Source organism: Marinobacter sp. UBA5687 (genome assembly GCF_002420325.1).
In the GTDB taxonomy this organism is placed as follows: Bacteria; Pseudomonadota; Gammaproteobacteria; order Pseudomonadales; family Oleiphilaceae; genus Marinobacter; species Marinobacter nauticus.
In genome coordinates, this window is record NZ_DIHV01000005.1 from 1 (window position 1) to 13,943 (window position 13,943).

General features: G+C 57.4%; 11 protein-coding genes. 6 read left to right on the forward strand and 5 right to left on the reverse strand.

Going from position 1 to position 13,943, the window contains the following annotated elements:
• The 4 genes from B3Y70_RS00285 to B3Y70_RS00300 form a co-directional block, all read left to right on the forward strand.
• A partial coding sequence (locus tag B3Y70_RS00285; RefSeq protein WP_288589032.1) for a putative bifunctional diguanylate cyclase/phosphodiesterase occupies window positions 1-1,457 on the forward strand: 1,457 nt, incomplete at its 5' end.
• A 102-nt stretch (window positions 1,458-1,559) separates the two neighbouring features.
• A complete protein-coding gene (locus tag B3Y70_RS00290) occupies window positions 1,560-2,051 on the forward strand; it encodes a phosphate-starvation-inducible PsiE family protein (RefSeq protein ID WP_011786801.1) in 492 nt (163 codons plus the stop codon).
• On the forward strand, window positions 2,038-3,003 hold the full coding sequence (locus tag B3Y70_RS00295) for a zinc metalloprotease HtpX (RefSeq protein ID WP_011786800.1): 966 nt from the start codon (window positions 2,038-2,040) through the stop codon (window positions 3,001-3,003). Before B3Y70_RS00290 ends, B3Y70_RS00295 begins: the two co-directional genes overlap by 14 nt.
• A gap of 23 nt (window positions 3,004-3,026) precedes the next feature.
• Window positions 3,027-4,181 (forward strand): S1C family serine protease, encoded by a 1,155-nt coding sequence (locus B3Y70_RS00300; protein ID WP_011786799.1) that lies wholly within the window; start codon window positions 3,027-3,029, stop codon window positions 4,179-4,181.
• A gap of 147 nt (window positions 4,182-4,328) precedes the next feature.
• Here the strand turns inward: B3Y70_RS00300 and B3Y70_RS00305 are convergent, their stop codons facing one another.
• Window positions 4,329-7,484: a type I restriction endonuclease subunit R gene (locus tag B3Y70_RS00305; RefSeq protein WP_273031401.1), complete on the reverse strand. Its 3,156-nt coding sequence runs from the start codon at window positions 7,482-7,484 to the stop codon at window positions 4,329-4,331.
• 219 nt (window positions 7,485-7,703) lie between these two features.
• Here B3Y70_RS00305 and B3Y70_RS00310 point away from each other — a divergent pair, with 219 nt between their 5' ends.
• Window positions 7,704-8,156 carry a helix-turn-helix domain-containing protein gene (locus B3Y70_RS00310; RefSeq protein WP_273031403.1) on the forward strand — a complete coding sequence of 151 codons (453 nt, stop codon included), beginning with the start codon at window positions 7,704-7,706 and terminating at the stop codon, window positions 8,154-8,156.
• Window positions 8,157-8,633: 477 nt separating this feature from the next.
• Here B3Y70_RS00310 and B3Y70_RS00315 read toward each other — a convergent pair whose 3' ends face one another.
• Window positions 8,634-9,689 carry a restriction endonuclease gene (locus tag B3Y70_RS00315; RefSeq protein ID WP_273031405.1) on the reverse strand — a complete coding sequence of 352 codons (1,056 nt, stop codon included), beginning with the start codon at window positions 9,687-9,689 and terminating at the stop codon, window positions 8,634-8,636.
• Window positions 9,689-11,170, reverse strand: coding sequence for a restriction endonuclease subunit S (locus B3Y70_RS00320; protein ID WP_273031406.1), 1,482 nt, complete (start codon window positions 11,168-11,170; stop codon window positions 9,689-9,691). The genes B3Y70_RS00315 and B3Y70_RS00320 overlap by 1 nt, the downstream gene beginning before the upstream one ends.
• Before the next feature lie 194 nt (window positions 11,171-11,364).
• On the opposite strand from B3Y70_RS00320, the gene B3Y70_RS00325 reads away from it, so the two are divergent.
• The gene (locus tag B3Y70_RS00325; RefSeq protein WP_273031408.1) at window positions 11,365-11,529 is read left to right on the forward strand and encodes a hypothetical protein; all 165 of its coding nucleotides are present in this window, start codon (window positions 11,365-11,367) and stop codon (window positions 11,527-11,529) included.
• A gap of 16 nt (window positions 11,530-11,545) precedes the next feature.
• Here B3Y70_RS00325 and B3Y70_RS00330 read toward each other — a convergent pair whose 3' ends face one another.
• Window positions 11,546-12,160, reverse strand: a complete 615-nt coding sequence (locus tag B3Y70_RS00330; protein ID WP_273031410.1) for a Fic/DOC family protein — start codon at window positions 12,158-12,160, stop codon at window positions 11,546-11,548.
• 27 nt (window positions 12,161-12,187) lie between these two features.
• The gene (locus tag B3Y70_RS00335; protein ID WP_273031412.1) at window positions 12,188-13,900 is read right to left on the reverse strand and encodes a type I restriction-modification system subunit M; all 1,713 of its coding nucleotides are present in this window, start codon (window positions 13,898-13,900) and stop codon (window positions 12,188-12,190) included.
• Window positions 13,901-13,943 lie beyond the last annotated feature (43 nt).

Below are 13,943 nucleotides of genomic sequence, written 5' to 3' on the forward strand. Positions count from 1 at the left end.
GTATGACGCAGGTGTTGCGCGAAGACGATACCTTGGCCCGTCTTGGAGGTGATGAGTTTGTCGCCGTTCTGGTCGATCTGCCGGAAAACTCCTTCAGCCTACCAATTCTTGATCGCCTGATCGAGGTAGCGGCACAGCCCGTACCGATTGGTGACGCACTGTGCGAAGTGAGCGCGAGTATCGGTGTGAGCTACTACCCGCAAGGCGAAGACATCGACGCCGACCAACTACTGCGGCAGGCAGATCAGGCCATGTATTTCGCCAAGCAAGCTGGCAAGAATCGATATCACGTTTTCGATACGGAGAAGGATCGTACGCTGCGCACCCGTCACGAAGGATTGGACAGCATAGAGAATGCACTTGCCAATGGGCAGTTTCTGCTTTACTTCCAACCTAAGGTCAACATGCGCACCGGTGAGGTGCTGGGCGCCGAAGCCTTGATCCGCTGGCAACATCCGACGCGTGGCTTGTTATCTCCTGCCTTCTTCATACCCATCATTGAGAACCATCCGCTCGGGATTGACGTGGGGAAATGGACCATCGAGGCTGCGCTGACCCAGATCGAAGTTTGGCGCAAGGCCGGCCTTCATGTCCCGATCAGCGTGAATATCGGTGCGCGGCACTTGCTGCAACCGGACTTCATCATGCATCTACGGGGTATGTTGTCACGACATCCCGGTGTCCAGCCGCAAGACCTTGAACTGGAAATCCTCGAAACCAGCGCCGTGGAGGACTTCGTTCAAGTGTCTCAGTTGATGGCGCTGTGCGAGAGGATGGGATTGCGTTTTGCCCTCGACGATTTCGGCAGCGGCTATTCATCGCTGACCTATCTGAAGCGCCTGCCCGCGTACCTGCTCAAGATCGACCAGGGGTTTATACGCGACATGCTCGAGGATCCGGACGATATCGCCATCCTGGATGCGCTACTGGCACTGGCAAGGTCGTTTGGCAGAAACTGCATCGCGGAGGGAGTCGAATCCATTCAGCATGGTGAAATGCTGCTGCGTCTGGGATGCGAGTGGGGCCAGGGTTATGCCATCGGGCATCCGATGCCGGCGCATGAATTCGAGCAATGGCTACACACCTGGCAGGTACCCTTATCCTGGAAGGGATTCAAACCTGACAGTCGCTCCGCGCTGCCCGTGCCGTTCACATACGCCGACCACCGGGTCTGGATTTCCCAGATGATCGACTATCTGTCAGGTAAGACCCAAGTGCCGCCTCAACCCGAAGCACTCCAATACTGGCGGGATCAAAGTGGCCGCCCTACGTTCTTCGGCAAGGACCCTGATGATCAGGTCGATGTCCTGCATCAGAGCATCCAGCAGTTAGCGAACACCCTGAGTGAAATGAAAAATGCCGGCCGTGTCGAGGCATTGAGGGCTGGCATCGACAAGTTGCAACATTTGCAGGCGGATCTGCTGGGATTGCTGCCGCCAGACCAGAAGCCGGCTTGATGCCATGCACGGGACAAAGGGTTGACGTGCAAAAGGCTGATCGAGTCGTCTTCTCGCACTCCCCGTTCCATTAACGTTTCATTGAAAGAGAGAGCAACGCTTATGCCTAAAGAACCTGGCCACACGACCCTTGACGAGATGCGCTCCCAGTGGCGGCTGATGACGGTTTACGAGCGCTTCGAGCAGGTCGTCGCCCTCGTTCTGTCAGCGGTCATTGCCGTCATCATCGTGGTGTCGCTGTTCCAGCTCATCGCTATCGTCTTCACGCTGCTGGTCCTCGATGCCTTCAATCCCCTGGATCACAAGGTATTCCAGAATGTGTTCGGCATGATCATGACGCTCCTGATCGCGATGGAATTCAAACATTCGATCGTCAGAGTGGCGCTGCGTAAGGAAAGCATCATCCAGGTCAAGACCGTCATTCTGATCGCGATCCTGGCACTGGCCCGCAAGTTCATCATCCTTGGCCCTGACGTTGATCCTGCCAAAGTGGCCGCCCTGGCGGGGACGATACTGGCCTTGGGTCTGACCTATTGGCTCATGCGTGAACGCGACGACCGGATGAGCGAGCAATTGGACCATGGCTCTTTATAGTCTAGACGATCGACACGATGCCAGGTCGAGGCACCGCTGGCTCAATCGCTTTCAAACCGCGCTGCTGGTTTTGACCCTGGTGGGGATCGCAGCAACCGCTGGTAGTCTGCTGTTCGGCGAGATTGGCCTTTGGCTGGCACTGGCAACCTGCGCATTGACCCTGCTGATCGAGCCTGTCGCCGCCCCTGCGATGACCTTGCGCCTCTATGGCGCCCGTCCCTTGCATTACCAGGAAGCCCCCGCAATCTGGTCGCTGTTGCGGGAGTTGGCCGTGCGCGCCGGATTACCGAATACGCCGGTTCCCCACTATGTGCCCAGCGGCATCGTCAACGCTTTTGCTACTGGTTCGCGACGCCATGCCTCTATTGCCCTCACTGATGGCCTGCTCCGCAGCCTGAGTATCCGGGAACTGCAAGCCGTGCTGGCGCATGAGGTCGCGCACATCGCTCAAGACGATCTGCGTGTCATGGGTCTGGCTGATTCGATCAGCCGGCTCACGAGCCTGCTGGCATTGCTGGGTCAGATTACGCTCCTGATCAGTATGCCGGCGCTGTTGGCCGGTACCGTAGAAATTAACTGGCTTGGCTTACTGCTGTTGGCCGCTTCGCCGCAACTGGCACTGCTCGCGCAGTTGGGCCTGTCACGCGTGCGAGAGTTCGATGCCGACCGGATGGCCGTAGAGCTGACGGGGGATCCGCACGGACTCGCCTCGGCGCTGGCGAAGATCGAACGGGTGAGCCGCTCGTGGCGCGCCTGGATGTTGCCCGGTTGGGGCAATCCCGAACCGTCCTGGTTGCGCACGCATCCGACGACAGAGGATCGTATCGCGCGCCTGATGGAGTTGGCGCCTCAGTCATCGCAGACCCTGCCGTTCCAAACGGAATATCTCGTACCAAGGTCGTTCGCCCCGATGCGCCCACCACGCCGGGGCCTGAGCGGCCTTTGGCGCTAAATCACTCGAAAGGAACCCCCGTCATGGCTTACCCCGATCCTTACCCACAACGCCCAGCTCCGGATCAATTCGTCCGGCGGTGGCTCTTCATCACTACGTGCGTTGCCGCACTCATGCTGTTCTGGCAGTTCCTGCCCGCCATCGAAGCCTGGTTCAGCCCGCGCGAAGCCGCTGAGCGCACCGTCACGCCGCGTGGCGATCTGGCCGCAGACGAACAGGCCACCATCGAACTGTTCGAGAAATCCCGAGCATCGGTGGTCTACATCACCACCGCGCAGCTGGTGCGCGACGTCTGGACGCGCAATGTCTTCTCCGTGCCCCGTGGCACGGGATCGGGCTTCATCTGGGACGACGCCGGCCACGTCGTCACCAACTTCCATGTTATCCAGGGCGCGTCCGAAGCCACCGTCAAACTCGCCGATGGCCGCGACTACCGGGCCGCACTGGTGGGGGCTAGCCCAGCACACGACATCGCCGTACTCAAGATCGGCGTCGGCTTCAAACGCCCGCCTGCAGTGCCGGTCGGCACCAGCGCCGACCTCAAGGTGGGACAGAAAGTGTTTGCTATCGGCAACCCCTTTGGCCTGGACTGGACGCTCACCACCGGCATCGTCTCCGCGCTCGACCGCTCGTTACCGGGAGAAGCGGGCGGCCCGGCTATTGATCACCTGATCCAGACCGACGCCGCCATTAACCCCGGCAACTCGGGCGGCCCCCTGCTCGATTCGGCCGGGCGGCTTATCGGCATCAACACGGCGATCTACAGCCCCTCCGGCGCCTCGGCCGGGATCGGTTTTGCAGTGCCGGTGGACACCGTCATGCGGGTAGTGCCGCAACTCATCAAGTCCGGCAAGTACATCCGCCCGGCGCTTGGCATCGAGGTGGACGAACAGCTCAATCAGCGCCTGCTTGCACTGACCGGAAACAAGGGCGTGTTCGTGCTGCGTGTCACCCCCGGCTCTGCAGCACACAAAGCCGGGCTCGCTGGGGTCGAGATTACCCCGCAAGGCATCGTGCCCGGCGACCGCATCGTTCGCATCGACGGCACGGCGATCGACGATGTGGCCAACCTGCTCGCCTGGCTCGACGACAGGAAGGTCGGCGATGTGGTGGTCTTGTCCGTGGAACGGGCCGGCAAATCGCGAGAGGTGCAGGTGGAGTTGCAGCCCGGGATTTGATTCAGTTGAATCTCTGGTTCATGCGGCGTCGCAGAGGTGGCCGTACCCAATCGTCCAGAACCCTGCCGGGCAGATCTAGGGGACGGCAGTGATCTCGATTCCGCGTTTCACCTTACGTTCGAATCCCTCGGTATAGTAATTCATTACTCACCTTGTCCAGTGGTTAGATAAGGCTTCCGCCTGCTCCATAATCAACTCAATCGCCGCTGGCGCCTTGTCTGGCGGGTACTTGTACCGCTGCAACGTCCGCCGCACCAGAATCCTAAGCTTGGCCCGCACGCTCTCCCGTACCTGCCAGTCCACGGTGGTGGATTTGCGCAGCTTGTCGGTGATCTCCACGGCGATCTTCTTCAGGATCTCGTCGCCCAGCTCCCGCACGGCGCTTTCATTGCTGGCCAGGGCGTCGTAGAAGGCCACTTCGTCCGGATTCAGGCCCAGCGCAGCATCCCGCTCCATTTCAGCCTGGAACTGCTTGGCCATTGCGATCAGCTCTTCGATCACCTGAGCAGTTTCGATGCCCCGGTTGTTGTATTTGCGCAACGTCTCCTGCAGGCGGTCGGCGTATTTCTTCTCCTGCACTACGTTGTTGCGGGTTTTGGCCTTGATGTCGTCTTTGAGCAGCTTTTCCAGCAGCTCCACGGCGAAGTTCTTGTAGGGCATCTGCCGAACGTCTTCCAGGAACTCGTCAGAGAGCAGCCCGATGTTGGGCTTGTCCAGGCCGCACAGGGCGAAGACATCGGTTACCCCTTCGGCGACCAGCGCGTTGTCCAGGATCTGCTTTAGGGCGGTGTTCTTCTCTTCCTCGGTCAGCTTCTTGTCCACACTGGTGAATTTGGTGATGGCTGTCTTCACCTGCGACAGGAACGCCACTTCTTTTTGAAGTTCCTGGGCTTCGTCCAGGGTGGCGCACAGGGAGAAGGCCTTGTTCATGGCCAGCACAGTATCCAGGAAGCGCTTCTTGCCGTCTTCCAGGCTGAGCACGTAGTTGGCGGTGGGCACCAGATACTTGTGGGGCTCGGTTTCGAATCCGCTGTAGCTGAATCCCTTACCTTTGGGGCCGGGCGCAAACATGCCGTGGATGATGTCCAGCTTCTCCAGCAGGATGGCGTAGGCTTCATCGGCGCTGTGGGTGGGGGAGCCCTTGCCCTTGGCGTCTGTATAGGTTTTCAGGGCCTGCTTGAGCTCATTGGCGATGCCGATGTAATCCACCACCAGCCCGCCGGGCTTGTCCTTGAACACGCGGTTTACGCGGGCAATGGCCTGCATCAGGTTGTGGCCCTTCATGGGCTTGTCCACATACATGGTGTGACAGCAGGGCGCATCGAAGCCGGTCAGCCACATATCCCGCACGATCACCAGCCTGAGCGGATCGTTGATGTCCTTGAAGCGCTTCTCGAACCGTTTCTTGGTCTGCTTGTTGTGGATGTGCGGTTGCAGCAGGGCCCGGTCAGAGGCGGAGCCGGTCATCACAACCTTGATGGCGCCTTTCTCCGGATCGTCGTCGTGCCATTCCGGGCGCAGGGCGACAATCTCGTTATACAAGTGAACCGCAATCTCCCGGCTCATGGCCACAATCATGGCCTTGCCGTCTATGGTGCTGGAGCGGGTTTCAAAGTGGTTCACCAGGTCTTCCGCCACCTGCTTCAGTCGCGGGCCGGCACCCACCAGCTTTTCCAGCCGGCTCCATTCGCCCTTGGTTTTCTCGCGGCTGCCAACGTCTTCGTCGTCTTCAACCACTTCCTCCACCTGATCGGACAGCTCCTCGATCTGTTCGCGGTTGATGTCCAGCTTGGCCAGGCGGGATTCGTAGAAGATGGGCACGGTTGCACCATCGTCCACCGCATCCTGAATGTCGTAGATGGACACGTAATCGCCGAATACGGCCCTGGTGTCTTTGTCCTCGTTCTCGATGGGGGTGCCGGTAAAGCCGATGAACGAGGCATTGGGCAGGGCATCGCGCATGTGGCGGGCGTAGCCGAACTTGTAGGTGCCGTCTTTCTTGAGGGTGGCTTTCAGGCCGTACTGGCTGCGGTGGGCTTCGTCCGAGATCACCACGATGTTGTGGCGGTCGTTCAGAATCGGGTGGCCGGATTCGTCGTTCAGCAGGGCGAATTTCTGAACCGTGGTGAAGATGATACCGCCGGATTCCCGCTCTGACAGCAGGCGGCGCAGGGTATCCCGGTCATCGGCCTGCACCGGTTCCTGCTTCAACAATTCCCGGGCGGCGCTGAAAGTGGCGAACAGCTGGCCATCCAGATCGTTACGGTCGGTGACCACAATCAGCGTGGGGTTGTTCATCTCGGGCTGCTGCAGCAGCTTGCCGGCGTAACAGCACATGGAAATGCTCTTGCCGGAGCCCTGGGTATGCCAAACCACGCCAGCTTTTTTGCTGCCGGGTTGAACCTCGTCGCCGTAGGTGGCCCGCTTCTCGCTGATACCATCGCCGCTCATATCCCGAGCGGCAATCACAGTTGCACGAACCGCCTCACGCACCGCATGGAACTGATGGTAACCGGCGATCTTCTTGATCAGCTTGTCGGAATCCGTTTCGAAGATCACGAAGTAGCGGATGTAATCCAGAAACAGCTCCCGGTCGAAGAAGCCCCGCACCATGGTTTCCAGCTGCCATTCCAGCAGGGGCTTGTCGTCCTCATGCTTGATGGTGCGCCAGGGCATGTAGCGTTCCTGGCTGGCGGTTAGCGAGCCCACTCGGGCCAGATAGCCGTCGCTGATAATCGCCGCCTCGTTGTAGGCGAACAGATCGGAGCATTCGTCTTTGTAGGTTTGGATCTGGTTGTAGGCATCCCAGATGTTCACGTTCTCGGCACCGGGGCTCTTCAGCTCCAGCACTGCCAGGGGCAGGCCGTTGATAAAACAGATCACATCCGGCCGGCGGAGCTGCTTGGAGCCTTCGAGGGTGAACTGGTTGATGGCACGAAAGCGGTTGGCGGTGAGGTCACCAAAATCCACCAGAAAGGCCTGGTCGTGGATCACCTTGTCGTCGCGCTTGTACTCAACGGGAACGCCGTCCAGCAGCAGGCGGTGGAAGGCCCGGTTGCTGACCACCACATCCAGGCTTTCCGGTTTGCGGACGACCGCCACAGCCTGTTCAACGGCGCTCTGGGGCAGGTGAGGGTTGATGCGGTGAATGGCCGCCTCAAGATCCGCCAGCAACAATACCTGCCGGTAATCGGCGCGTTCCGGGGCTTCGCCCTCCGGTGCCAGGTCAGGCCCGTGGGCGATCTCCCAACCGCCTTCGGCAAACCATTCCAGGCATTGTTGTTCCAGCTGATCTTCCGTCACTCCGTACTTCCTTACTTAACCGGATTTATTCAAAGCTTACCGCCAAAGAAAACACACGCAATTTCAACAGGCTTGGCCAGAGTATGGTCGATAGCTGGCTAAACAGCCACAGTCTGTATGCGCTTAGAATAAAATCGTCTATTTCGTTTGTTTCGTTTATTTCGTCTGGGAAGCATAATATGGGTCGAGTGTTTGTTGTTTATTTTAAGGGGGCATGCAATGTCTGCTCAGAAAATTGTTCATTTGCCGACGGCGGCCGAGGTGGAACAGGCCAAGCTTTCCAGCCGCACCTTGTCCAAATACGCCGATGTGGATCGTGTGCAGCTCTCTCTGCGTGGTAGCAACGGCGAAGCTGACGAGCTGGTGCTTCCGGGGCATGTGCTACAAATTCTGCTGGACATGCTGGCGGAAGTATCCCAGGGCAATGCCATCAGCCTGATCCCCTATCATCAGGAAATCAGCACACAGGATGCGGCCAACCTCTTGAACGTCAGCCGCCCCTTTCTGGTTCGGCTGCTGGAGGCGGGTGATATACCCTTCCGGAAGGTGGGTGCGCATCGGCGGGTCAAGTTGCAGGATGTGTTGAGCTACAAGGAACAGATCGATCGTCAACGGCAGGCCACACTGGATGAATTGGCCGAACTGTCACAGAACGAGGGAATGGGGTACTGACAGGCAATGAGCAAGTTCACCGTCGTCTACGATGCCTGCGTACTCTATCCCGCCCCCTTGCGGGATGCGCTGATGCGGCTGGCATAAACGGACTTGAAAAATCCACCGCTCAGTGTCGAAATCTTCCTGGCAACCCTGCAAAAGCAGCAGTTACCTCAAACGGTTTCAAAGCTTCGAGAGTATGCGGACTTTCTCTAGCCATAGGTTCCTGAATGGAACCAGTGTTCTTTCGGATCTTCGATGCAAGTGGCGCAACTACCGAGAGAACCTCGGTGGTTGCCGGTTTCGAACCTGTGCGTTTGGTCGCTGATCGAACGTTCCGGAAATACCGGAGAGTTCCCGCTTCTTTGTTCCGGCAGTTGTTGCTAGATTTGCAACAACTGAACGCCTAAGGATTCTTTAGCAGTTCCTGGCTCGTCTGATTCGGCAATATGCATTTATTGCATATTGCTCATTTTCTCGCCAGTAATCCAAGCTTCAGTCATCCGCCGCAACCACCGTCCAGACTCGCTTTAGTGGCAGCTGGGCTTTTAGCTCATCGTCCAGCTTGTCGTATACCGCGAACAACTCATCCAGCAAGTCATCCTGAGACCATAACCGCAGACGGAAGAAGCTGCTGGCCATGTCCTTCTGCACATTCTGTTTGAACCCGCCCCAAGCGACAAACAGACCATGGTCGGCGTTGAACTTCGACATGGCTCCCAAGAGCTTGTCCACAGTGGGCCTGTCCACCGTTCCAGTGCCGGACTTCACCTCCACACAGATGGTTTGGCTGCCGAAGCCCATCATGCCATTGGAAGCCAGAATATTTGCACCTCCGTCCGCGCCTTCGGGGCTTTGCCAAATGGTGTAGCCTTGTGCCTTGAGTATGGCGCCGACTAATCGGGTTAACTCATGGCCTTTGAATTTCTGTTCAATCAGGCTGACCACCTGTTGTTTGGCCAGGTCTGCCAGATTGAAATCGAAGCCGTCATCATCGGATACATCATCGGCATCGTGGTTAGTGGGCTGGCCGGTGTGCTGGATCACTGACTTGGTGTTCTCAGCCTGCCAGCCAGACTTGTGCATGGCTTGCAGGCGTAGCAATGCGTTGTTGCGCCTGATGCGGCAGATAGTCATGAACGCGCCGAAGCTGTAGAGCAGGTCTTGCCCAAAGTGAGAGCGGGGGATCTCCTGCCCAAACCACTCGACGGATCGCCAGTGGAAGAAGGGATCCGGGCCTTTGGCGTTATGAACGTAGTCCCCCGTTATCTTCCCGACATACACCACAGGCTGTTTTTTGGAGGGGAGCACCACCCAGTCACCGGCTTGCATCGTTTTGACGAACGGCCAGATTTGGCTGCTGTGGTTCTGTAATCGCTTCAGCTTTTCATTCGGGTAAGTCTGCTCAAGGAGTTCCAGAAGGGACTGCCGGTTATCCAGTTTCGACAGATCTTCACCCAGTTCGTCCCAGGTCAGATAGATTCGGCCTTCGTCCAGGAACTTTTGTTCGAACTCGCCATGAGATCCTGCTCGGGTTAGCCAGAGTTCCATCAAGTTGCCTCCTGCTCTGCTGTCAGCGATTCACTCGCAGTTTCACTCAGGTTGCGGGTAATGGAGAGTTCGCCGGACAAGAGTTTGGGGAGCAAAGAGTCTCTAAGTGCGGCAAGAACTGCGCTCTCATCACCGTGAATCCTGTTGATAAGTGGGATGACACGTTTGTAGAAGACGTGCATCACCGTCTCTGGCGGCGTAGCGACCAATTCATGCTCGAGGAATATCTTTGTTTGAAAGTTACTGATGCCAGTGCTTTGGTTCTGGTAAAGCCAAGTTTTGCCTTCTGCGTATATATGCTGAAGGTGCAGGCCGAGAAGCAGCCCTGTTTCTTGATCTTTGGGGCGAAATAGCCGACAGAAACTGGCAGGTTCGCATGTACCTAGCCGCTTCAGAAGGCGAGAGGTCAAAAACAACGATCTACCTGTTGGTTGTCCTTTACTTCCTCCGGAAACTTCTATGACTATGTCACCTGGTTTGAGGCTGCGCGTCTTGAGCTTCTTGGGTTCAACGTAACGCGTAGGTACTTTCCCGTCATCGCCGGCATAAATATTTGGTAGGTCAGTGCCACGGAGTATCTTCACCATTTCCGTGTGTTTCTCGTCGGGTTCTTCCTTACCCCAATCACCGCCGATAGTTTTTTCCAAGAGTTCTCCAAACGGCCGAGCCGCCCACCCCTCCGGAATCTCCCCCAACTCACTATCCTGCATAGCCGACGGAAACAGCTCGGCGGTGGCGCGGAGCTCGGCGTATTGCTCGGGCTGTTCGGCCTGGAGGCGGGTTAGCTGTGCCTCGCCTTTGCCGGAAATGGCCTGCATGGCGGCGAGCAGGGTCTCTTCCTCGCTGCCGCCGGCTTCCAGTGCGGCGATCTTGGCTTTGACCGGGTCGAAATCGACAAACCAGCTTTTGAAGATGGCCTGGGCCATCTGTTCGAGGGTTTGATTGATTTGGTGGTTGAGTTGGATTTTGTCGTCCAAGGCCCTAAGGTGGCCGGCGATCTTAATTTGTTCATGTTCAGGCGGAATCGGCAGTATGATTTTCCGCAGTTCACTTTGCTTGATACCTTTGACGGTAGAGCCAGTTGCTCGAGACTCTAATTGTCCCTGAATGTAAGCGCCTTGCATGACATAACGGAGGTAATCGTTTTGTAGAAGGCCTTCGGCACCTCGCAATGTAACGATGCGCTGTGCTAGTGCCACATTCTCGTTTGCCAACTGTGCGACTTCGCCAAGTGGAGCCTCTGTGGTTACTACAACATCACCTGCCTTGGGAAGCCCTCGAACCATCCAAGAATCGTAATCTTCCTCTGCAATGTACTCTGTTGCAGGCAGAATCGTTCCGCCTTTTACGATTTTGGCTGTGACCAAAGGAACCCCGTGGTTCGTTTTCCGGGGTGTCTTTCCTCTGTAATCAATCAGCGCATCCACGGCTTCAGATAGAGGCAACAATTGCCAGTGCGAAGGAAACTGATCAGCACTCATATCCCAGTCCCCCAAGATGCCGCTTGATCTCAGTCTCCAGCCGGTCGCTCTCAGCAGACTGTCCCCAAAGCTCCTGAGTCATCATTCGTCGGATTATTAGTAATCCCCCAACAGGCAGCTGGGCAACTCCTGAGGCGACGGTATGTCTGGCAAGTGTTATAATTTCACCGATCATTTCGTTCCGGAGTCGCCCCATGGTCCGTAAAAAAAGCTCAGACAAGGTATCAGTTTCCCGCGCCAGCATCCTGCGAGCTGTCGCCAGCTCAAGCGCCATCGAAACCGGTGAGCGTACCGAGGTTATCGAGAAGCGTTTGAAATCCCGCGCGCGCCGCACCAGAAAGTTAGCGTTGGCCTCCTGATTCACGATAAAAAGGCTCACTGCTGTGCCTCCAGAACGTCCCGGATCAGGCGTTCAACGTATTGATAATCTCCGTCTCGCCCCGCCTGAATGGCTTTAAAGTAGAAGTCCTTGTGTTCATCCCAAAGGCTGTAGTCGAGCGGCTCGGCACCGGCCTTGGTGGCCATTACATCCAGTAGTAATCGCGATATCCGCCCGTTGCCCTCCCGAAAAGGGTGAATCAGGATGAACTCCACATGCACTTCGGCGAGGAAAGCGACCAGTTCTTCGTCGCTCATCTCGGGAAGCTCGTAAAAACGGGAGAGATAGCGCGCTTCAAATGTCTCTGCCAGCTTTGGAATCTGGACCGGTGACGCAAACCGGATGTTCGGCTTGGACATATCAACGGTACGACTCTGGCCTGCCCAGCTATACACATTACCCAGCCAGGCACGATGCCACTGGCAGAGCGTCTCGAAGGTGAGCTCTTCCGGGAAATTGTCGAATACCTGTAGGTAGAGTTCTTCAAGCAGGTCTGTCTCTGCTATGTTCATTTCTTCCGGGTCGGTAATGCCGGGAAGATTACGCAACACTTTGTTGTTGGAGCCCGGCTGGTACTCGCCCTCGCTGCCGGTAATGTCGTAGCGACTCATAGCGATGGCCTCATTTGCAGAGGACGCTCAGAGTTCATACCCCAGCCCCCCGAGGTTTCGCTTGATCTGAGCCTCCAGCCGGTCACTCTCAGCAAACTGCTCCCGCAGCTGTCCGGTCAATCGCGCCATCTTGTCAGCAAAAGGCTCACCGTCGTCTTCCTGCTCCTGAGCGCCCACATAACGGCCCGGCGTCAGCACAAAATCATGCTTCTTGATCTCATCCAGGCTAGCGGATTTGCAGAAGCCGGCGACATCATCATAACCCTCGCCGCGCTGCCAGGCATGGAAGGTGTCGGCGACCTTGGCGATGTCCTCATTGGTGAAGTCCCGCAGCACCCGATCCCGCATGAAGCCCAGGTTGCGGGCGTCGATGAACAGGAACTCTTCCCGGCGGTCGCGCTTTTTCTCGTTGCGCACCATGCCGTTGGCTTTGTCTTTGGTCAGAAACCAGATACACGCCGGGATCTGGGTGTTGGTGAACAGCTGGCCGGGCAGGGCGACCATGCATTCCACCAGGTCTTCTTCCACAAGGCGTTTACGGATTTCGCCTTCGTTGTTGGTGTTAGAGCTCATGGAACCGTTGGCCAGCAGCAGGGCCATGCTGCCCGTAGGTGCCAGGTGGTGGAGCATGTGCTGCATCCAGCCGAAGTTGGCGTTGCCTTTGGGCGGGGTGCCGTACTTCCAGCGCACGTCGTCGGCCAGGGATTCGCTCCACCAGTCTTTGATGTTGAACGGCGGGTTGGCCATCACGAAGTCGGCGCGCAGGTCCGGGTGCTGGTCGTCCAGGAAGGTGTCGGCGTTCTTCTTGCCGAAGTTGAAGTCGATGCCCCGGATGGCCATGTTCATGGCGGCCAAACGCCAGGTGGTGGGGTTGGATTCCTGGCCGTACACGGAGATGTGTTTCTTCTGCTCGCTGGCGTCGTAGTGTTGTTCGCTGGCGTGTTCTTCAATGAACTTGTCGCTGGAGACAAAGAAACCGCCGGAGCCCATGGCCGGGTCGTATACGCGGCCGGAGTAGGGTTGCAGCATTTCGACAATCAGGGTGACGATGCTCTTGGGGGTGTAATACTGGCCGCCCTGCTTGCCTTCGGCGAGGGCGAACTGGCCCAGAAAGTATTCGTACACATGGCCGAGGATATCTTTGCTGTGCAGGCTCAGCTTCTCGCCCTCGAATACCGGCCGGGTGAAGGAGGTGTCGGAGAAGGTGTTGATCAGGCCCAGCAGCTTGTCGTTGTCCAGCTGGTACTGGCTGATGCGGTTGAGGATGCCCTTGAGCTTGGCGTTGCTCTTCTCGATTTCTTCCAGGGCGTTGTCGATCAGCCAGGACACGGAGCGCAGCTTTACGTCGTTCCCGGCATCGTCCTGCCAGAGCACGGTGCCCACAGGCAGCACGGCTTTCTCTTTCAGGGTGCTCCAGCGGGCCGGCTTGGGTACCCAGAACACGTTGGCTTCGCGGTAGTAATCTAATACTTCCAGCTCTTCCAGCAGGGCTTGCTGGTAGTCCTCGTTGCCGTCGTAGTCTTCCGGCGGCAGGTAGTAAATGTCGTCGTTCTCATCCTTGAACCGCTCCAGCAACTCTTCCTGGCGCTCCTCGAAGGCATCGGAGACGTATTTCAGGAAGATCAGGCCCAGTACCACGTGCTTGTAGTTTGCGGCATCCAGGTTGGCGCGGAGCTTGTCGGCGGCTTTCCAGAGTTTGTCGTCCAGGGCTTTGAGGAATTGCTGTTCCGTGTTGTTCATTGCTCGGTTGTTCCCTATGAGAAGTTACGGCTTTCGTTCTCTG

What these genes read in the sequence shown, in the direction of transcription:
- B3Y70_RS00290 (WP_011786801.1), top strand. Translation starts at nt 1,560, where the DNA reads ATGCCTAAAGAACCTGGCCACACGACCCTTGACGAGATGCGCTCCCAG.
- B3Y70_RS00295 (WP_011786800.1), top strand. Translation starts at nt 2,038, where the DNA reads ATGGCTCTTTATAGTCTAGACGATCGACACGATGCCAGGTCGAGGCAC.
- B3Y70_RS00300 (WP_011786799.1), top strand. Translation starts at nt 3,027, where the DNA reads ATGGCTTACCCCGATCCTTACCCACAACGCCCAGCTCCGGATCAATTC.
- B3Y70_RS00310 (WP_273031403.1), top strand. Translation starts at nt 7,704, where the DNA reads ATGTCTGCTCAGAAAATTGTTCATTTGCCGACGGCGGCCGAGGTGGAA.
- B3Y70_RS00315 (WP_273031405.1), bottom strand. Translation starts at nt 9,689, where the DNA reads ATGGAACTCTGGCTAACCCGAGCAGGATCTCATGGCGAGTTCGAACAA.
- B3Y70_RS00320 (WP_273031406.1), bottom strand. Translation starts at nt 11,170, where the DNA reads ATGAGTGCTGATCAGTTTCCTTCGCACTGGCAATTGTTGCCTCTATCT.
- B3Y70_RS00325 (WP_273031408.1), top strand. Translation starts at nt 11,365, where the DNA reads ATGGTCCGTAAAAAAAGCTCAGACAAGGTATCAGTTTCCCGCGCCAGC.
- B3Y70_RS00330 (WP_273031410.1), bottom strand. Translation starts at nt 12,160, where the DNA reads ATGAGTCGCTACGACATTACCGGCAGCGAGGGCGAGTACCAGCCGGGC.
- B3Y70_RS00335 (WP_273031412.1), bottom strand. Translation starts at nt 13,900, where the DNA reads ATGAACAACACGGAACAGCAATTCCTCAAAGCCCTGGACGACAAACTC.